19 protein-coding genes are annotated in these 20479 nt (G+C 39.5%); all 19 read left to right on the forward strand.

Annotated elements, in window-relative coordinates; translation table 11 throughout:
* Window positions 1-11: 11 nt before the first annotated feature.
* The 19 genes from BUB93_RS03120 (at window position 12) to BUB93_RS03210 (ending at window position 20466) form a co-directional block, all read left to right on the forward strand.
* Window positions 12-899 (forward strand): VOC family protein, encoded by an 888-nt coding sequence (locus BUB93_RS03120; protein WP_341465274.1) that lies wholly within the window; start codon window positions 12-14, stop codon window positions 897-899.
* Window positions 900-926: 27 nt separating this feature from the next.
* Window positions 927-1727, forward strand: coding sequence for a Cof-type HAD-IIB family hydrolase (locus BUB93_RS03125; protein ID WP_073269623.1), 801 nt, complete (start codon window positions 927-929; stop codon window positions 1725-1727).
* A gap of 148 nt (window positions 1728-1875) precedes the next feature.
* Window positions 1876-3171 (forward strand): homocysteine synthase, encoded by a 1296-nt coding sequence (locus BUB93_RS03130; RefSeq protein WP_073269624.1) that lies wholly within the window; start codon window positions 1876-1878, stop codon window positions 3169-3171.
* A 25-nt stretch (window positions 3172-3196) separates the two neighbouring features.
* The gene (locus tag BUB93_RS03135) at window positions 3197-3835 is read left to right on the forward strand and encodes a glutamine amidotransferase (protein ID WP_073269625.1); all 639 of its coding nucleotides are present in this window, start codon (window positions 3197-3199) and stop codon (window positions 3833-3835) included.
* 95 nt (window positions 3836-3930) lie between these two features.
* A complete protein-coding gene (locus BUB93_RS03140) occupies window positions 3931-4410 on the forward strand; it encodes a glutathione peroxidase (protein ID WP_073269626.1) in 480 nt (159 codons plus the stop codon).
* Window positions 4411-4425: 15 nt separating this feature from the next.
* Entirely contained in the window at window positions 4426-4881 is a 456-nt protein-coding gene (locus tag BUB93_RS03145; RefSeq protein ID WP_073269627.1) for a DUF1801 domain-containing protein, read from the forward strand.
* 113 nt (window positions 4882-4994) lie between these two features.
* Window positions 4995-6761 carry a DUF4153 domain-containing protein gene (locus BUB93_RS03150; RefSeq protein ID WP_073269628.1) on the forward strand — a complete coding sequence of 589 codons (1767 nt, stop codon included), beginning with the start codon at window positions 4995-4997 and terminating at the stop codon, window positions 6759-6761.
* A gap of 200 nt (window positions 6762-6961) precedes the next feature.
* Window positions 6962-8131: a ubiquitin-like domain-containing protein gene (locus tag BUB93_RS03155; protein WP_073269629.1), complete on the forward strand. Its 1170-nt coding sequence runs from the start codon at window positions 6962-6964 to the stop codon at window positions 8129-8131.
* Window positions 8132-8265: 134 nt separating this feature from the next.
* Window positions 8266-9705 carry a DEAD/DEAH box helicase gene (locus BUB93_RS03160; RefSeq protein ID WP_073269630.1) on the forward strand — a complete coding sequence of 480 codons (1440 nt, stop codon included), beginning with the start codon at window positions 8266-8268 and terminating at the stop codon, window positions 9703-9705.
* A gap of 103 nt (window positions 9706-9808) precedes the next feature.
* Window positions 9809-10567: a transporter substrate-binding domain-containing protein gene (locus BUB93_RS11300; RefSeq protein ID WP_073269631.1), complete on the forward strand. Its 759-nt coding sequence runs from the start codon at window positions 9809-9811 to the stop codon at window positions 10565-10567.
* 12 nt (window positions 10568-10579) lie between these two features.
* The gene (locus tag BUB93_RS11305) at window positions 10580-11242 is read left to right on the forward strand and encodes an amino acid ABC transporter permease (protein ID WP_073269632.1); all 663 of its coding nucleotides are present in this window, start codon (window positions 10580-10582) and stop codon (window positions 11240-11242) included.
* Window positions 11239-11979 (forward strand): amino acid ABC transporter ATP-binding protein, encoded by a 741-nt coding sequence (locus tag BUB93_RS03175; protein ID WP_073269633.1) that lies wholly within the window; start codon window positions 11239-11241, stop codon window positions 11977-11979. Before BUB93_RS11305 ends, BUB93_RS03175 begins: the two co-directional genes overlap by 4 nt.
* A gap of 225 nt (window positions 11980-12204) precedes the next feature.
* Window positions 12205-12669 carry a macro domain-containing protein gene (locus tag BUB93_RS03180; protein WP_073269634.1) on the forward strand — a complete coding sequence of 155 codons (465 nt, stop codon included), beginning with the start codon at window positions 12205-12207 and terminating at the stop codon, window positions 12667-12669.
* Between the two features lie 85 nt (window positions 12670-12754).
* Window positions 12755-14167 (forward strand): multicopper oxidase family protein, encoded by a 1413-nt coding sequence (locus BUB93_RS03185; protein WP_073269635.1) that lies wholly within the window; start codon window positions 12755-12757, stop codon window positions 14165-14167.
* Between the two features lie 201 nt (window positions 14168-14368).
* On the forward strand, window positions 14369-15433 hold the full coding sequence (locus tag BUB93_RS03190; RefSeq protein ID WP_073269636.1) for an extracellular solute-binding protein: 1065 nt from the start codon (window positions 14369-14371) through the stop codon (window positions 15431-15433).
* 32 nt (window positions 15434-15465) lie between these two features.
* Window positions 15466-17043: an ABC transporter permease gene (locus tag BUB93_RS03195; RefSeq protein ID WP_084116898.1), complete on the forward strand. Its 1578-nt coding sequence runs from the start codon at window positions 15466-15468 to the stop codon at window positions 17041-17043.
* Window positions 17044-17054: 11 nt separating this feature from the next.
* Entirely contained in the window at window positions 17055-18110 is a 1056-nt protein-coding gene (locus tag BUB93_RS03200) for an ABC transporter ATP-binding protein (RefSeq protein WP_073269637.1), read from the forward strand.
* 142 nt (window positions 18111-18252) lie between these two features.
* Window positions 18253-19254 (forward strand): LacI family DNA-binding transcriptional regulator, encoded by a 1002-nt coding sequence (locus BUB93_RS03205; RefSeq protein WP_159432053.1) that lies wholly within the window; start codon window positions 18253-18255, stop codon window positions 19252-19254.
* A gap of 132 nt (window positions 19255-19386) precedes the next feature.
* The gene (locus tag BUB93_RS03210) at window positions 19387-20466 is read left to right on the forward strand and encodes a Gfo/Idh/MocA family protein (protein ID WP_073269639.1); all 1080 of its coding nucleotides are present in this window, start codon (window positions 19387-19389) and stop codon (window positions 20464-20466) included.
* The last annotated feature ends 13 nt before the right edge of the window (window positions 20467-20479 follow it).

The following is a 20479-nucleotide window of genomic DNA, read 5'->3' on the forward strand; positions in this document are numbered from 1 at the left end:
AGGAAATGTAGATGATGAATAAAGTAGTGCCCCATTTGTGGTTTGACAAAGAAGCTAGGGAAGCAGCTGAGTTCTATACAAAAATATTTGATAATTCTAAGATAAGAAGTTCGGCGATCGTTCCAGGGACGCCTTCGGGAGATGCGGAAATAATAGATTTCGAAATTCTTGGATTAAGGTGCCAAGCGATAAGCGCAGGGCCTTATTTTAAAGTTAATCCCTCGATTTCATTTATGGTTTCGCTAGGTACTAAGGAAGAAGTAGATTCAATTTGGGCTAGCTTGCAAGAGGGCGGAGAAGTTTTAATGCCCCTTGAGGAGTATCCTTTTAGCAAATGGTATGGGTGGATCAAAGACCGATACGGGCTAACTTGGCAGTTGATGCAAATCGAAGGCGAGCTTCCAAAGCAAAGTATAAAGCCTTGTCTTTTATTCTCAAACGGCGTGTGTGGAATGGCAGAAGAAGCCGTGAAATTTTATACAGAAGTATTTGCGGATTCTTCTATTGGTATGATCAGCAAATACGGCGAGAGTGAAGCTCTGCATGAAAAGGCAAAAGTGAATTTTGCAGCCTATGAGCTATTGCAAACTGAGCTGGTAGCCATGGATAATGCCATGGAAGCTGATTTTACTTTCAACGAAGCGCTTTCCCTTATAGTTATGTGCAAAGATCAAAATGAAATAGATTATTATTGGGAGAAGCTCTCGGCAGTGCCGGAAGCTGAACAGTGCGGTTGGATTAAGGACAAATACGGACTTTCGTGGCAAATAATACCCGAAAGCATGGATGAGGTGTTTTATATGGGATCTAAGGATGAAGTTGCAAGAGTTACTGAAGCGTTTCTAAAAATGAAGAAAGTTGACCTTGCAGAACTGGAAAGAGCAAAAAAAGGCATATGAAAATATTTTGCAATATGTGGAGGAGACATGGACAAATATAAAATGATTTTTAGCGATATTGACGGAACTATTCTAGATTCAAATCACAAAGTATCCAAAAAGACAAAAGACGTTGTCAAAAAGTTGGGAAGAATGAAAATACCATTTATATTAGTTTCTGCCAGAATGCCTAACGGTATAAGAACAGTTATTAAAGAGCTGGAGATAAACTCCCCCATAGTGGCTTACAGTGGAGCTTTAGTGTTGGATGAAGAGGGTTCGACGATATCCGAGCGTTTTATAAAGTTACAACAGGCTTTGGAAATTTCACATTACATACGCAATTTTTTTCCTGGTGTTTGCGTCAGCCTCTACTCGGAGGATATATGGTTCACTGAGGACAGTAAGAATCCTTGGATTATTGAAGAAGAGAATATCACGGAAGTTAAATCAAAACAGGTGGAATCTTTTTCAATCCTGGGAGATATAAAGGTCCATAAGCTTTTATGCATGGGTAATCAATATGATATAAGGGATATGGAGAAAGCGCTGATCGATCATTTCACTGGCATCAAAGTGTATAAATCAAAGTCTACATACCTTGAAATAATGTCTGTGAATGCATCCAAGTCTTCTGCAATGAAGTCGCTATGCGAAAAGTACAAAACATCAATGGAAGAAACCATAGCTTTTGGGGACAATTACAACGATATCGACATGCTGGAAAGCGCAGGCCTTGGAGTAGCGATGGGTAATGCTCTGGATGAGGTCAAGAAGGTTGCGGATAAAATAACTTTCAGCAATGATGAAGACGGGGTTTATCGATTCATAAATGACAATCGCTTATAGCTATTAGTTAGGAATATTGGTAAATTTATAAAAACACCCTGAAAAAGGGTGTTTTTATATTGCAAGACTTGACATGAAGACAAAAAAGAGTTAAAATACATTAAACATATAAGAAAACTAATAAATAAAAATTAAAAGGAGAATTTACATGAGCGAGAGAAAATTGAGTTTTGACACACTACAGGTACATGCAGGTCAAGAACCTGACCCAACGACAGGATCTAGAGCGGTACCAATCTATCAAACTACTTCTTATGTCTTTAAAGATGCAGAACATGCAGCAAACTTGTTTGGCCTAAAGGAATTCGGAAATATTTATACTCGGATCATGAATCCTACAAGCGATGTGTTTGAAAAAAGAATAGCAGCTCTTGAGGGTGGTGTCGGCGCTCTTGCGGTAGCTTCGGGATCGGCAGCTATAACATACGCAATATTAAACATTGTTCAGTCAGGGGATGAAATCGTAGCGGCGAGCACCCTTTACGGCGGAACATATAATCTGCTGTCCTATACATTGCCAAAGCTTGGAGTTAAAACGGTTTTTGTAGACCCGGACGATCCGGAAAATTTTAATAGAGCAATAAGTGAAAAAACAAAGGCAGTCTTCATAGAGTCAATAGGAAATCCTGGAATCAACCTTATAGATATTGAAGCTGTGGCAAAGATCGCTCACGCTCATAATATACCACTTATAGTTGACAATACATTTGGGACACCCTATCTTATAAGGCCATTTGAATTTGGTGCGGACATAGTAGTGCACTCAGCTACTAAATTCATCGGAGGTCACGGAACTACCATAGGAGGAGTCATAGTTGATTCAGGAAATTTCAATTGGGAAAGCAGTGGAAAATTCCCGGGCCTGACTGAGCCGGACCCAAGCTATAATGGAGTGAAATATGTAGAGGCACTTGGTCCATTGGCATATATAATAAAAGCAAGGGTACAGCTTTTAAGAGATACAGGCGCTGCTATTAGCCCGTTTAATTCATTTCAACTGCTTCAAGGACTCGAAACTTTGTCTTTAAGAGTTGAGAGGCACGTGTCTAACACAAAAAAAATAATAGAATTTTTAAATGACCATCCTGCAGTAGCCTGGGTGAATTATCCAAGCTTGGAGGATAGCAAATACTACGAGCTCGCCCAAAAGTATTTCCCGAAAGGCACAGGCTCGATCTTTACATTTGGAATTAAAGGCGGAGTTGAATCGGGAAAGAAATTCATCGACAGTCTTGAAATATTTTCTTTGCTGGCAAATGTGGCAGATGCCAAGTCACTGGTCATACATCCTGCCAGCACGACACACGCTCAGCTTTCTGAAGAAGAACAGATATCGGCAGGAGTGACGCCGGATCAGATAAGATTATCCGTGGGAATAGAGGACGTGGAGGACTTGATCTATGATTTGGATCAAGCTTTGAATAAAGCGATTAACAACAAATAAAAAATATAAAACATGAGGTATTGATATGGGGAAACTGCTAATCATAAAAACTGGAGCTTCAGGTGAATCGATAAAAAAAGTATACGGAGATCACGACGAACGGATTATAAAAAAAGCCGGCCTAAATAGGGAGAAAGTTGCTGTGCTGCCTGTATACAAGGGTCACAGACCGTATCTTCCGGATAACGTTAGTTCAGTTATCGTCACGGGCTCCCCATCCATGGTTACGGACAGGGAACCATGGAGCGTGGAAACTTCAGATTTTATCAAGGAGATTTCCCATAAAAACATACCTATACTAGGGATTTGCTATGGACATCAGCTTTTAGCCGATACTTTCGGTGGAGAAGTCGGTTATCACAAGCTGGGAAAGGAATCCGGAAAAGTGGACATCAAGCTGAGGGGGGCCGCCTCTTTGGATCCATTGCTTGGATCTATGCCTAAATCCTTTAAAGCGTATGCATTTCATGAACAAACTGTTACAAAACTGCCTGCAAATGCGAAAGTGCTGGCAGGCAACGGCTTTGAAAAAAATCATGCGGTAGCATACAGAGACAATGTTTGGGGAGTGCAATTCCACCCTGAATTTAATGAAAATGAAAATGAAAATGGTGAGTCCCATGGAGAGATGCTGTTGAAAAGATTCGTGCAGATTGCAGGATAAGCAAAAACATCCATTTGAATATCTATATTAGAGTGTTGTTTTATAAGATTTAAGGGTATAAACTAACGCAGGACTAATATGGAAGGAGAATTTACATGGGTTTTTATGACTTTAATGCAACAGCCATGGATGGCAGAGAAATCCCCATGGAAGAATACAAGGGAAAAGTAGTTTTAGTGGTTAACACAGCCAGTAAATGCGGACTGACTCCACAATTTGAGGAACTGGAGGAATTGTATCAAAAATATAAAAATGAGGGATTCGAGATACTTGGTTTTCCGTGCAATCAGTTTGCAAATCAGGAGTCTGGCAGCAATGAAGAGATACAGGAATTTTGCCAGATTAATTACGGAGTGACTTTTACCATGTTTGAAAAAATAGAAGTAAACGGCGAAAATGCTCATCCTCTGTATAAGTATTTGAAAGATGAAAAAAGTTCTCTTTTAGGCAAAGAAATTAAATGGAATTTTGCAAAATTCCTCATAGACAGAGAAGGTGAGGTCTATAAGAGATATTCCCCTACGACTGTTCCGATAAAACTCGGTAAAGAGATTGAAAAATTATTAGGCAAATAATGTGGAGGTGAGGATATGTATTCAGATGCGATTACACCGGATGAGTATGTTGAAGCCGTAGCGGATAACCAAAAGGATGCTTTAAAAAAACTTAGAAAAGCAATTCTGGAAAACCTGCCTGAAGATTTCGAGGAAGTCATGTCTTACGGAATGATAGGCTATGTGGTTCCAAAGAGGGTTTACCCAAAGGGTTACAAGGTGAATCCGGACGAGCCACTACCGTTTGCTGGACTTGCTGCCCAAAAAAATCATATTTCACTCTACCACATGGGTGTCTATATGTATCCAGAAATTTTGGATTGGTTCGTTGGAGAGTATTCTAGTAGAGTGAATACAAAACTGGACATGGGTAAAAGCTGTATACGTTTTAAAAACCCAAACAAGATTCCCTATGAACTTGTTGAAGAGCTATTCAGGAAGATCTCTGCGGAAGATTACATCGACAAGTACGAAAAATCCATCCAAAAATAGTGTTTAACCCATATAATATTGGTTTTATTCAGCTGAATGTTAATATTTCGACATGGCTTGACGTTATTTTAAAATGGGTATTATATACTTAGAACATAGAAAGGGTGGTACAAATGAAACTTCTTGACAAGCTTCAGCACAGTCTTAAAGGGCTCTTAGACGCAATTGCCCGCTATCCTTTAACAACAGCCTTTCTGTTGGCAGCAGCAGTCGTAAATGCTCTGGCAATAGAAAACGCAGGCTACCCCAATATAATGTACAATAAGCTGTTCGTAGTGTTTTTAGTAGGAGCTTTCTTAGCTACCGTGGCACAAGTTGGCTATGAAAGGTTTTTTAAGGACATGAAGAAAAGGTTGATTCTTTTTGGAGCGGCTGGTTTGCTTACTACAGGGTATTTCTTTATAGTGAACAGCTCCCCTGAAATAGGGGTCGACATCCTAGTAAGAACTGTTGCATTGGTGTTTGCACTGTTGATTGCATTTATTTGGATTCCTTCAATAAAATCAAAAGTGGATTTTACTCAATCATTCATGGCGGCATTCAAGGGCTTTTTTGTCTCCGTTTTTTTTTCCGGGGTATTATTTGGAGGAATTAGCTTAATATTAGGTGCTGTAGATCTGTTGCTATTCAATGTGGCAGGAGAGCTATACGCACACTCGGCAAATATTGTTTTTACGCTTTTCGCATCATTATACTTTTTATCCCTTATACCAGACTACAATGTAGCTGGTGAGGAAAAAATAGAAAGGGCGGTAAGCAGCAGCAGGTTTTTGGAAGTATTGATATCAAACATCATAATTCCCCTTGCTTCAGTATTTACTGTGATTTTGATTTCGTATATTGCATTAAATATAGGAGGACGATTCTGGGAAGAAAATTTGCTAGAGCCTATGCTTGTTTCTTACTCCATAGTGACCATAATAATTTTGACATTGGCCGCCAACCTTGATAACAGGTTTGCCAACCTTTTTAAAAAAATATTTCCAAAGGTACTGATACCAATTGTATTGTTTCAAGTTATTGCTTCGGTCATGAAGATTGGAGATGTGGGAATTACCCACAGCAGATACTACGTAATCATGTATGGTGTTTTTGCCATAGTCGCCGGTGTGGTTTACAGCTTTTTAAAACCCGGGAAATACGGAATTGTAGCTATTGTGCTAATATGCTTGTCTGTAATCTCAACCGTGCCTCCAATAGATGCCTTTAGCGTTAGCAAGAGAAATCAGATAAATACACTGATTAACGTGCTGACCAGAAATGACATGCTGATTGACGAAGAGATAATTCCCAGATCAGATATTGACAATCAAGAAAAAAAGATAATCATCAATACTACATCGTATATCTACAGAATGAATTACATAGAAGACGTTGAGTGGCTACCTGACAGCTTTGTGTATTATACAGATTTTGAAAAAATTTTTGGGTTTAAAGAGTATGAAATTGATGGTCGAGGAGAGTATGCTTCAATAGTCAGAAATAAGACAGAAGCACTCGATGTGTCAGGATATCAGGCAATGACAGTTATTTATTTTGAAGATATCAAAGCTAGAGGGACCGAGCCTTATGAAATAGATTTTGCATTAGGGCAACAAGTGTATACCATTGCCTTCGCATCTGATGAGGAAGGTGATGGCAGATTTTACATTGAGTATCAAGGGAATGAAGAACTTACGCTATTAATTAGTCAGATAGTAGATAGTTTAGGGGATATTCAGACTGGAAGTGTGGAAATATCCACAGAAGAAGCAACCTTCGAAGTTGAAAACAACAGCTTGAAGATGAAGGTGGTTATAAATCACCTAGATAGATATGAAGCGGAAGATGGATATAGATGGAATGGCGAAGCTTATGTAATGCTAGGTTTTAATGACTGAGAGGACTTCTGTCCTCTCTTTTTGTTTGCAATATTGCCTCCTCAAAGGGGGCTTTTTTTAATCTCAAAGCCCTCGGCCATAAGGCTATACAGGTTAAACTTGAAAAATATTTACGGAAGTGTTACAATAATGTTACAACTGTGACGGAACTATAAGTATAAAGACATAAAAAAGCTTATAGATACAAGGAGGCAGTTTGAATGAAAAAGTTTTTTAAAAAGGATGGATCCAACCAAGTCGACATTAAAAGGGTACTGATAATCTTGGCTATCATGGTATTGTCCATCACTGGAGTCGGTTATACGATGTCATTTAATCAGGTATTGATAATCGATGACGGAGTTGAAATTGAGGCAAGGACTCGTAAGGACACTGTAAGAGAGGTTCTTGCCGAAAATGAAATCGACTATATATCCCAGGACGGGATATATCCTGGACTTGAGTCGCCAATCGAGGATCAGATGACAGTCCAAATTCACAGGGCGGTAAATGTTTCAATAGAGGTGGACGACAGAGCAATTGATCTTTTAACACCAGCTGAAAATGTGGAAAAGGCAATTGAAGAAGCCGGCTTGAAATTAGGAGACAATGACCACGTTTCTGCACCACTTGATAAGGCACTCGAAGAAGGAATGACTATAAAGATAACTAGGGCACTTGATTGCACGGTAAATGTTGACGGACAGACTTATGAGCTTGCTACAACGGCAAAAAACGTCGGTGAGGTTTTGGTAGAAGCAAATGTGAGTTTAAAAGAAGAGGACAAGGTAAATTACGACTTTACTGAAAAGGTGCATAACGACATGAAGATCGTAGTTACCAGAGTTACAAAAGAAATCATCGAAGAAGAAGAAAGCGTTTCGTACAAGACCATTAGACGGAGCAATTCCTCTATGGAAGTGGGAAAGACAAAAGTTGTTCAATCCGGTAAAAAAGGCCTGAACTTAAATACCGTTGAAGTAACCTATGAAGATGGCGTAGAGGTTAACAGAAACACCCTCGAAACTAAAGTAGTCAAAAAGCCTGTAGATGAAATCGTAAATGTAGGAACAAGAGTCATTGCAAGCAGAGGCATGTCAGGCAGCGGTTCATACAGGACGTTGACTGTTACGGCTACCGCTTACAGCTCTCAGGATCCGGGAGTTGGAACCAGGACTGCTACGGGAAGAACCCTGCAAAGGGGTATTATAGCAGTGGACACAAGGGTAATTCCCTTTGGAACAAAAATTTATGTTCCAGGCTACGGATACGGAATAGCGGCGGATAGAGGGGGCGCAATCAAAGGAAACAAAATAGATGTTGCCTTTAACAGCAGAAGAGAAGCGCTAATATTCGGAAGACGAACCGTTACGATTAGGATATACGATTGATACTAAGCAACAAGCCGGATTTTCCGGCTTTTTTTAGTTGTGGGTTCTACAGACTTTTAATAAAAATTAATCCTACTCATTTTATGGTAGTTAGTATATAATGTGGTGTGATAAAAAAATCGAGGTGTAATAAAATGGATAAAAAAAGTTTTAAAGATCTAAGCGTCGGGCCTGATATTCGCAGAGCTTTAAGGATGTTGGGGTACGAAAGCCCCATGGAAGTTCAGGAAAAGGTAATACCGTTTATTATGGAAGACAAAGATCTTATTGTAAAATCTCAGACCGGAAGTGGGAAAACAGCAGCTTTCGGCATACCGATATGCGAAAAAGTTGAGATCGAGGAGAATAAACCACAGGCGCTGATACTGACGCCCACGAGAGAATTGGCCCTTCAGATCAAAGAAGATATTGGGCATATAGGCAAGTTCAAAAAAGTACGAGCTGCAGCTCTTTATGGAAGGCATCCGGTTCACCTTCAAGAACGGGAGCTAAAGCAAAGGGTTCATGTGGTCGTTGGTACTCCGGGAAGGACAAAGGATCATATAGACAGGGGCAATCTTGTCCTAGATGGAATAAAGTACCTTGTAATCGATGAAGCTGACGAGATGTTAAGCATGGGCTTTATAGATCAAGTGGAGAGTATAATAAACATGTTGCCGCAAAAAAGATGCACGTTACTTTTTTCAGCTACGATTCCTGATAGGATCGAAGAGATATGCAGCAAATACTTAAGAGACAGCGCTAGAATAGAAATAAAAGCCGTTGTTCCTACTGAAGATAAAATTAATCAGTATCACATTTTGGTTGAAGATGCCGATAAAGAGGAGATATTAAACAAAGTGCTTGCTGCGGAGCTGCCGGGAAGCTGTATTTTATTTTGTAATACCAGGGATAGAGCTGATAAGCTAACCAAATATATGTTAAGAAAAAGATATTCATGTGGCAGCCTGCATGGAGGAATGACTCAGAGAGAACGAACTCAGACTATAAATAAATTTAAAAAGGGCGAGCTGCACTACCTTGTTGCAACGGATGTTGCGGCAAGAGGGATAGATGTAGAGGATGTCACACATGTCATAAATTTTGAGATGCCTTATGAACGTGAGAATTATATCCATAGAATAGGTAGGACCGGCAGGATAAATAAAAAAGGCACTGCAATAACGCTGCTATCTCCAAAGGAAAGCCATAGACTAGAATATGTAGAAGAATATCTGGGATACCGAATTCCTAAAAAAGAAGCAAAGGATTTCTTATATAAGTCTAAGGATGAGGCGGCAAGAAAAAATGTAAGGCTTAAGCCTAAAACGAGCAAGGGAGAAGAAATCCACAGGGATATTACTCGTATCAGGATCAACGCAGGGAAAAAGAAAAAAATCAGGCCGGCAGACATCTTGGGGGCGATAAGCAACATAGAGGGTATCGAGGCTGAAGACATAGGAATAATTGATATACAGGATACCTGTACTTACGTTGAGGTTTTTGAAGGCAAAGGAAGACAGGTATACAATGGTCTAAAAAACAAGACCATAAAGGGCAAGATATTAACTATAAAAGAAATCGGCAAAAGATAAATTTAAAGTAAATTTATGGTTTTCAATTTTTTTTAATATTCATATTTACGATTTGTTAATGTATAATGAGATGGTATGAATAATTATTTTAGGGGGAAATAAAATGAAAAAAGTATTAGTATTGTTTACGGCATTGATGGTTTCTTTGGCTGTTTTCACAGGCTGTTCTTCTTCGGGTGATGGCGACAAGGTATACAAGATAGCTACTGATACCACATTTGCGCCATTCGAGTTTCAAGATGAAAGTGGAAATTATGTTGGTATCGACATTGACATCTTAGCCGCTATTGCCGAAGATCAAGGATTTGAGTACGAACTTAATCCTCTGGGCTTTAGCGCAGCTGTAGCAGCACTTGAGTCAAATCAAGCTGATGGGGTTATTGCAGGAATGAGCATAACTGACGAAAGAAAACTTAAGTATGATTTTTCAGAAGCTTACTACGATTCTGGAGTTGTAATGGCTGTCAGCGCATCTAACGATGAAATCAAATCATATGATGATCTTAATGGGAAAAAGGTAGCTGTAAAAGTTGGGACAGAAGGAGCGAGTTTCGCCGAGTCTATAGCAGAAACATATGGCTTCGAATTAGTTTACTTCGACGAGTCTCCGTTCATGTATGAAGATGTGGTCACCGGAAATTCCGTAGCGTGTTTTGAAGATTATCCTGTAATGGGATATGGTATATCAAAAGGAAATGGATTAAAAATAGTCACAGAGATGGAAAAAGGCTCTTCCTATGGATTTGCAGTTATGAAAGATAAAAATACAGAGCTTTTGGAAATGTTTAATGCAGGTCTGGAAAACATCATCGAAAGTGGTAAATACCAAGAAATTTTAGACAAATATATTTCAGTAGAATAAGAGGTTGTTTTTATGAATTTAGGCAAAGTTTTTAGCGAGTCGTATCCTTTGTTATTTAGAGGAATGTCAATGACAGTTCAGGTGACTGTACTTGCCTTGATAATTGCATTATTTGTAGGCTTGATCACAGCGCTTTTGGGAATGTCCAAAACACCTTTAAAGTACTTGTCAAAGGGTTACGTAGGTTTGATCAGAGGAACTCCTATGATCGTTCAAGTGTTTTACTTCTATTTCGCGCTACCTCAGTTGTTGCAGTTTTTAGGCTACAACGTTAGATTTACACCATTTTCTGCAGGGTTGTTAACTCTAACTCTAAATGCAGGAGCGTACATGTCTGAAATCTTCAGAGGAGCGATAATGGCAGTAAATACAGGTCAGATGGAGGCGGCAAGGAGCCTTGGCCTGTCACATTGGCAAGCTATGAGAAAGGTAATACTTCCACAGGCTTTTAGGATTTGTCTTCCTTCCCTGGTAAATCAGTTCATTATAACATTGAAGGATTCCTCGATTATCTCCGTTATCGGCTTTGCCGATATTGTTTATCAAGCAAAGATATATGTAGGAAGATCCATGGAAGCATTTGCTACATACACTTGGGTCGCACTATTTTACCTAGTTGTCATAACGGCACTGACCTATTTTGCTAAGATAGTAGAGAGGAAGGTGCAGATATGACGACGCAAATAAAGGTCGAAAATTTACACAAATATTTTGGAGATCTTGAAGTCTTAAAGGGGATAAACGTAGAAATTAGCAAAGGTGAAGTTGTGTGTGTGATTGGTCCGAGTGGTTCCGGTAAGTCAACACTTCTAAGATGTATAAATAGGCTGGAAGAGGCAACCGATGGCAAGATATCAGTTGATGGTGAAATGATTACTGCAGCGGATGCTAATATAAACAAAATCAGGATGCACATAGGGATGGTATTTCAACAATTCAACCTATTTCCCCATCTTAGCGTAAAAGCTAACATAATGATGGCACCGCTGGAACTCAAGCTTAAAACTAAAGAAGAAGCGGAAAAAAAGGCTTTGGAGCTTCTGAAAAGGGTAGGATTGTCTGAAAAGGCCAATGCTATGCCAAGGCAGCTCTCAGGCGGACAGCAACAGCGGGTAGCCATAGCTAGAGCCTTAGCTATGGAACCGGATATAATGTTGTTTGATGAACCTACCTCCGCACTAGACCCTGAAATGGTAGGAGAAGTACTGTCAGTAATGAAAGAACTAGCAGCTATGGGTATGACCATGGTTGTGGTAACTCATGAAATGGGTTTTGCAAGAGATGCGGCAGATCGAGTGCTTTTTATGGATGAAGGAATAATAATGGAAGAAGCTCCGCCTGAAGAAATGTTTACGAATCCCAAAAATTCTAGAACAAAAGAATTTTTACATAAGGTCTTATCAGCGAGATAAGCAGAATGAAAAAATGGCAGCTTGCTAGCTGCCGCAAACTGATGAAAAAGTCTTATGATTGATTAGGACTTTTTTATCAGTTTGACTGAGTGGCCACCCTAGGGTGGCCATTTGCTTTTATCCTGAAATAAATATTAGTCACTATGAATCGAGTTTACTAAAGAAAAATTAATGATAGTTATTATTAAGGGTATTAATAAAAGAAAAAGCAATAAGGAGGTAGCCATGTCATTTCAAATTATCAATAACGATATAACCAAATTGGATACAGAAGCCATAGTCAATGCTGCAAATACAGAGCTTCAGATGGGGGGAGGAGTATGCGGAGCCATATTTAAAGCCGCAGGGGCAGACAAGCTTCAAAGAGCTTGTGATGAAATTGGACAATGTCCTGTGGGCAAGGCGGTTATAACGGAAGGTTTTAACTTAAAAGCCAGATATATAATCCACACGGTGGGTCCGATTTGGAGAGGTGGAAGCGACAGCGAAGAACTCAAGCTTAAATCTGCATATAAAAGCTCATTGGAGCTGGCAAAAGAGCATGGAATAAAGTCTATTGCATTTCCCTTGATTTCATCGGGGATTTTCGGATACCCAAAGGAGAATGCCATATCAGTGGCTTCAAAAGCAATAGAAGAATTTTTAGAAAAAAACGATATGGATATATACCTGGTTCTGTTTGGAAAGTAATATTAAGCATGGGGTGAAGTTTGAACAACAACCGCAATAAAAGTGAATTGTATTTAAGTTGCTGATTGAAAATACGAGGTGTGATATGAAAAACATGAAAGAGAAACTAAACAAATTTCTAAGCTTAATCATAGTGGTGGCTGCCGTTGGTTTTGTGTTGACAGCTTATTATACGTTTTTCGGAGGAAGCGATGTAGACCTTGAAGGGAAAAATAAGCTTAAGATACCGGAGATACTGGATGATTTAAATGCAGACCCTGGAATTGCAGAATTTAAGTTGGAGGCTGGTATTTCTCAAACAGAGTTCACAAAGGGGAGGTTAACCCCCACCTTGGGCTATAATGGTTCATATTTAGGGCCTGTGATTCGTCTCGTGAAAGGGCAGGATGTTAGCATCGTGGTTGAAAACAATCTAAATGAATGGACCACTATCCACTGGCATGGATTAGTGGTAGATGGTGAAAATGACGGAGGTCCGATGCAGGGGATAGCTTCTGGAGAAACATGGAATGCAAAATTTAAAGTAGAACAGCCTGCTTCGACTTTGTGGTATCATCCACACTTTGCCGGTACGGTTGCGAACCAGGTTTATTACGGGTTGGCTGGACTGATTTACATTGATGATGAATTTACGGACACTATGAGCATACCGAAAGATTATGGAATTGATGACATACCGCTGGTTGTTCAAGACAGAAACTTTAATATTGACGGAAGCTTCGATTACAGGGTATCCATGATGGGGGTCGACAAAGGAGACAAAATTTTAGTTAACGGAACATTGGACCCATATTTTATCGTAAAACGAGAAAAAGTAAGGTTCCGGCTATTAAATGGATCTAATTCACAGAATTTCAGCTTCAGGTTGAGCAACAGGGCTGAGTTTTTGATGATTGCCTCAGACGGAGGTTTTTTAGAAAAACCTCTAAAAAAAGAAGCAATATTCTTATCGCCTGGAGAGAGGGCAGAAATAGTTGTGGATTTTTCTGAATTTAATGATAAGTCAGTAAAGTTAGTATCAAACGATGATTTGATTTTAGAGCTTGTAATAGATGGAGAACTTGAGAAATCTCCAGATATTCCAGAAGAACTAGCAGAAGTTGCTGATATTGCTGCTGATGAAGCTTCAAATACAAGGATATTTGAGCTGCAAAGCATGGGGATAAGCGGTACGATCAATGGGAAATACTATGATATGAACAGAATAGATGAAAGGGTAGATTTAAATGCCACTGAATACTGGATAGTAAGAAATGTAGGGGGAATGATGGCTACAGGACATCCATTTCATGTTCATGGGACCCAGTTCCAAGTAGTGTCTAGAAATGGCGAAAAGCCGACACCTGAAGAGTCGGGTCATAAAGATACGGTTTATGTGGATGTGGGTGAAGAGGTCGTGATTAAAGTAATGTTTAAAAAAGAAGGGCTTTTCATGTATCATTGCCACATACTAGAACACGAGGATAGAGGAATGATGGGGCAATTTATAGTGGAATGACTATATGCGCAGGGGAACCTGCGTTTTTTAATTAGGAAGAAGAGAATAACATATAAAAAAGATATAAATAATCATGTATCTGTATTGACAAAGGGTTTTGTGCCATGTATAATCAAGCGTGTGAGATTGATACTCATTATCAATTAAATAAAATTGAAGATACATCTTCAACAAATACAAAACATCTTAGGAGGCAGGAAAGTGAAAAAATCATTATTGGTTGGTTTGGTTATTACTCTTTTAACAATTGTGCTATTTACAGGATGCAGTTCCGATGGTCAAAATTCGGACTCGTCGTCAAATGAATTGGTGGTATATTCCGGAAGGAATGAAAAGTTTGTTGAAGAATTATTGAACAAATTCACTGAGGATACAGGGATTGAAGTTGTAGCTCTTCACGGGGCAAACCCGCTTCAGATTATTGAGGAAGGGAACAACCCGAGAGCGGATATATTTATATCAAATGATCTGGGAGCTCTAGGGTACTTAGATATGGAAGGTTACCTAGAGGGTAGCGACATCCAAGGAATTGACTCTATACCTGAAGAATTCAGAGCAGATAATAATTCGTATTTTGCTATCTCGGCAAGAGCTAGAGGATTTATTTACAACAAGGACTTGATCAGCGAAGATGAAATGCCAAAAAGCATAGAAGATCTTTTTGATCCAAAATGGTCTGAAGTGCCAAACGGTTATGCGATAACCAGAGGTGGAAATGGTGGAATGATAGGACACGTATCTGCACTTAGATATGAGTGGGGGGACGAAAAAACAGCTGAGTGGATAACTGCCGTCAGAGAAAACTCTGCAGGGATATATGAAGGACACGGAGACATCAGAAGGGCAGTAGGAGCAGGAGAGCATACATTTGGTCTAGTCAATAATTACTACTTCCACCAACAGCTCTTAGAACCTGAAAATAATAATGTAGGTTTCATATATTTGGATCAGGAAGAAGGGCAAATGGGCGCAGTGGCAAATGCTGCAGGCGTTGGACTTGTCAAAGGCGGACCTAATTCCGATAACGCATCGGCTTTCCTAGAGTGGATTTTGCTTCCGGAAAACCAAGTTGCTTTTGTAGGGGAATCATTGGAGCTATTGATTAATTCACAATTCGGAGCGGAATACCCGACTGAAGTCGAACCGTTTATTATTGAGTTTAAAGACTTGAAAGTCCAGGACATGCCTGTCAAAGAGCTTGGGAACTATTTTCAAGATACCAGAACGTTGATAGAAGAATCGGGATTGGACTTGGATTTAAAATAACGCGACAAATATTTATGTGAAGGAGCAGCAGGATGAAGAAATTAAAACAGAAATGGTATGGGATGTGGAGAAGCAATCCCCCAAGTCTTATTCTTCTCCTGCTGGGACTTTTTGTAGCCTTTGTTATGGCAATACCTGTACTTTACGTAGCAGCAAGGTCTATAACAGCAGGTGGGGAAAGATGGATGCGGCTTCTAGATGATAGGATCCCTCAGCTTCTGTGGAACACGGTATCTTTGGCTGCGGCTGTCACATTCATGGCAATTTTTCTAGGAGTATCCTTGGCTTGGATTCTTACAAGAACGGATATACCGGGGAAAAAAATATGGCAGTGGCTACTAGTGGTGCCTTTGGTTATTCCACCGTATGTAGGGGCAGTTACCTATATCATAGTATTTGGCAGAAGTGGCTGGCTCAGAGATTTGTGGATAGGAGATTACCCATTTGACATTTATACATTCGGTGGGACATTTTTTGTACTATCCATGTTCACATATCCCTACGTATATCTTCTGGTAAGGGCTGCACTAAAAAAAATGAACCGAAGCTACGAAGAAGCAGCCTACTCACTTGGAATGAGTGCCTGGGAAACTTTTTGGAAGGTAAACCTTCCGTTGATGCGTCCGGCTATCGGAGCGGGGGCTATATTGGTAGCGCTTTACGTCATGTCTGACTTTGGCGCTGTTTCAATGCTAAGGTACGTAACTTTCACTGCTGCGATATACTTTCAACGTGCTGGATTTGATACCGCATCAGCTGCGGTTTTGAGCCTCGTGTTGATTTTAATGACAGTAATTCTGTTGAGATTCGAATCTTGGAGCAGAAGGAAAAATAGGTACTATCAAACAGGAAGCTCCTATAAAAAGCCGGATACAATACCATTGGGCAAGCTTAAACCACTTGCTCTCTTTTATGTATCGTTGGTATTTTTTATTTCTGTAGTGCTTCCCATATCCGTTTTGATATACTGGTCACGGATTGGATTGGTGACAGGGGCGCTTGATATGAGATTTATAGGATTTGCATTGAATAGCCTTAAGGTTTCGGGACTTGCTGCCTTTTTATGCATGGCTTTTTCCATCCCGATAATTTATTTAAAAAGCAGATATCCCGCTTATCTTACTAGCTTCATAGACAGATTGGCTTACGCAGGATATGCTCTGCCAGGGGTAATCGTAGCGCTTGGATTCGTGTTCATATTCAACAATCATATACCGGCATTATACGGCACATTTTATGTGGTTGCCATAGCTTTCGTGGTGAGGTTTTTACCCCAGGCAATGCAATCCGGGGAGTCTTCCCTAAACCAGATATCTCCCAAAATAGACGAAGCGGCGAGGAGCCTGGGATATTCGTCCTGGGGCGTCATATTTAAAGTCATATTACCCAATATGCTCCCAGGAGTATTTGCCGGAGGTGCGCTGGTTTTTGTAAACTCCATCAAAGAGCTACCTGTAACTTTGATGCTGAGACCACCAGGGTTTGACACTTTGGCGATCAGGGTATACTTTGAGGCAAGTGAAGCAGTGTATCATTTAGCTGCACCTGCAGCACTTTTGATCATATTGGTTTCAATAATCCCATTGAAGTACATGGTAAGCAAATATTAGGACGGTGTCATATGATAGATATAGAATTAAATAATATAGGCAAAACATATTTTGGTGCAAAGGAACCTGCATTAAAGGATATTAACATATCTGTAGATAAAGGAACGATACTCACCCTTCTTGGTCCAAGTGGCTGTGGAAAGACGACTACATTGCGCCTTATAGCAGGCTTTGAAAGAGCTGACAAAGGGGAAATGAAAATCGGAGGCAAGGTGGTCAGCGATCAAAGCGCCTGGGTACCACCTGAAAAAAGAGGAGTAGGGATGGTTTTTCAGGATTATGCGCTATTTCCTCATTTGAATGTATTCGATAATGTTGCTTTTGGCTACAAAGAGAAAGATAAAAATGCCAGAATTGCTGAAGTATTGAAGCTTGTCAATCTTTCTGGATATGAGAATAGACGGCCCCATGAGTTATCAGGGGGACAACAGCAAAGGGTTGCCCTTGCGAGAGCTTTGGCGAGAAGACCGGTAGTGGTCCTGCTTGACGAACCATTCAGCAACTTGGATGCTGACCTTAGGGTTCAGATGCGGGTTGAAATTAAGAGAATAATCAAGGACAGCGGTACAACCGCCATATTTGTATCCCATGATCAAAAGGATGCCCTTGCGATAAGTGACAAAGTAGTAGTAATGAAAGAAGGAGAGATACAACAGATTGGCACTCCTAGAGAGATCTATCAATATCCTGAAAACAGATTTGTGGCAACATTTGTTGGACAGACTAATATTCTTGCAGGAACAATCAATGATGATAAAGCATCTGTAAGAACTGCTTTCGGAGTAATGCCATGTAGCCATACCCACGACTTAAGTCCTGGAGAATATGCGTTTATCTCTATCAGACCGGATAGCTTGGAGCTTGACGACTCGGGAGAAATTGAAGGGAAGCTTAAAGAATTCACTTACTCAGGAGATGCGATAGATGCGGTGATCATCGTAGAAACTCCAAGTGGAGAATGCAAGGATCTTCTGGTACACATACACCCTGAGAAAGTAGTGGATATAGGAGAAAATTTGAGATTTAAAGTGATACCGGATTTTGTGGCTGTTATCAGGCAGAACTAGGAAGAGCTCTTATCTTTATGGTAAGAGCTTTTTGTGGAAATATAAATAAAAGATTGACACGTGTCAGTTAATGGTTTACAATAACACCATGAAATAATTATGAATGGGGTAAATCATGAAGAGTCGTGTAACCAGCGTCGATGTGGCAAAAGAAGCGGGAGTTTCTAGAACAACAGTTTCGTATGTTTTAAATAATGTTGATAGCGTTAGCTTAAAAGAAGAAACTAGAGATAAGGTTCTTAAAGCTGCAAATAAACTTGGTTATTTCCCAGATAATACAGCTCAAGCTCTAAAAACAAATAAGGCGATGTCAATTGCAGTAGTATCAAGGCGTAAAATAGATGAGCATAGGTTTGTTCCTATATTAGGTGGAATTCAGTCTGTTTTATCAAAGGCGGGATACAATATATTGTTTTGTTCTGAAGAAAAAGATAAAGACGGATACCCAGAATATTATCGCCTGTTTAAAAGCAAAAAAGTTGATGGATTGATATTCATAGCACATCAGGAACAGATGAAGCTTGAAGATATAGAAACTAGAATAAGTTTATTAAAGAAAGATAAAATCCCCAACGTTTTTATAGATTATCACCTGAACCGTGAAGACATAAATAGTGTTGATATAGATTATTTTCAGGGTGCATACCTTATGATGCGTTATATTATAGATAAAAAACACAAAAATATCGCTTTAATAATTCCTGATACAGAAACCGAGCAAGAAAAACAGAGGGTTGAGGGAGTAAAAAAAGCAGTATATGAAAGTGGGAGCGCGAGACTAACTATTTACGATAAAATATTTACATTTTATGATTCCGATGAAGAAAAATCAATCGATAAAATAAGAAATATAATAAAGAGACAAAAGGAGTCAGCCATCATAGCTGCTTGGGCGCACGTAGGGCTATGTGTGATATCTGAAGCAAATAGAAATAAAATGGAAATTCCAAATGAGATAGCTGTTGCGGCGCTGGCGAGCAGCGGTTTCGAAAGATTTTTATATCCCAGCATGACATCGATAGAATTGCCTATGCGAGAGCTTGGAGAAAAAGCATCGCACATGATTTTAAGTAATTTAGCTGATGCAAATATATGTGAGCAATCAAAAATTCCATGCAAGATTATAGAGATGGAATCAGTTTAGATAATAAAACACAAGTTTTATTGACACGTGTCAATTACTAATCTCCTACGGGATAATTTTTATGGACTAAACGCATTGAAATTGACACGTGTCAATAAGATTTATAAAATAAAAGCTGAGAGGAGTTTCAAATTGGAAAAAGTAAAAGTAGGAATTGTAGGAACAGGTTACACGATAGGAATAGCGCTTCCCCATGTGATGGCGTATAAGGACAATCCGAATGTAGAGATGGTAGCGTTATACGATGAAGTTAAAGGAAAAGCAAAAAAATGGGCTAAAGACAATAAGATTGAAGACGTGATCATCTGTGAATCATATGATGAGCTGTTGGAATCAGTAGATGCAATAAGTATATGTACGCCCAATAATACCCACGCGGAGTTATCTTTAAAAGCGCTTGAAAACGGAGTTCATGTGCTGTGTGAAAAACCTATCAGTACTGATTCGGTTGAGGCTAAAAAGATGGTTGAAGCAGCAGAAAAATATCCTGAGCTTGTAAACATGACAGGGTTCTGCTATAGAGGCATTCCTGCAATCAAGTATATGAAAAGCATCATCGATGAAGGAAAGATAGGAAAGATTTATGCATGCAATCATCAATTAGGTGGAGGACGTATAGCCGGAAAAGAGAATGTAATGCTGGAATGGAGAATGAGAAAAGAAACCTCCGGCACAGGAGCCCTGGCTGACTTTGGATCCCACATGTTGGACCTGACGGATTATCTCTTAAGTGATACTGAAGGCAAAATTTCTGAAGTTACATCTTTGATAAATACGTGTATTAAAGAAAGAAATGTAATTGGTGGAAAAGGGAAAGCTCCAGTTACCAATGATGACACAGCTGCGTTTGCAGTTAAATTAAAAGAAGGAGCTGTATCTACATTTTTATCAAGTCGAGTAGGGCTTTCAGCTCATAATTGGGAAATCATAGGAGAAGGCGGTATTCTTATTTACTTTGGCGATGACAACAAGATCAAAATGCTTCTTAAAGACAAAGACGAATCATTTGCCTTTGACAAGAGCCCAGAAATCATAGATGTACCTGAAGAGTTTAAAGTAAAGTCAAGGTTCCATGAACAAAATGATGAGTTCATTAGCAATGTCATGTCAGGACAAAAATCAAAGAGAGACTTCAAGAGAGGCTTATATATTCAAGAATTACTAGATACTTTGGCGGAGTCTACAGAAACCGGCAATGCTATTAAACTTTAAAATGGAGGCAAAA

The organism is Alkalibacter saccharofermentans DSM 14828, from assembly GCF_900128885.1.
Taxonomy (GTDB): domain Bacteria; phylum Bacillota; class Clostridia; order Eubacteriales; family Alkalibacteraceae; genus Alkalibacter; species Alkalibacter saccharofermentans.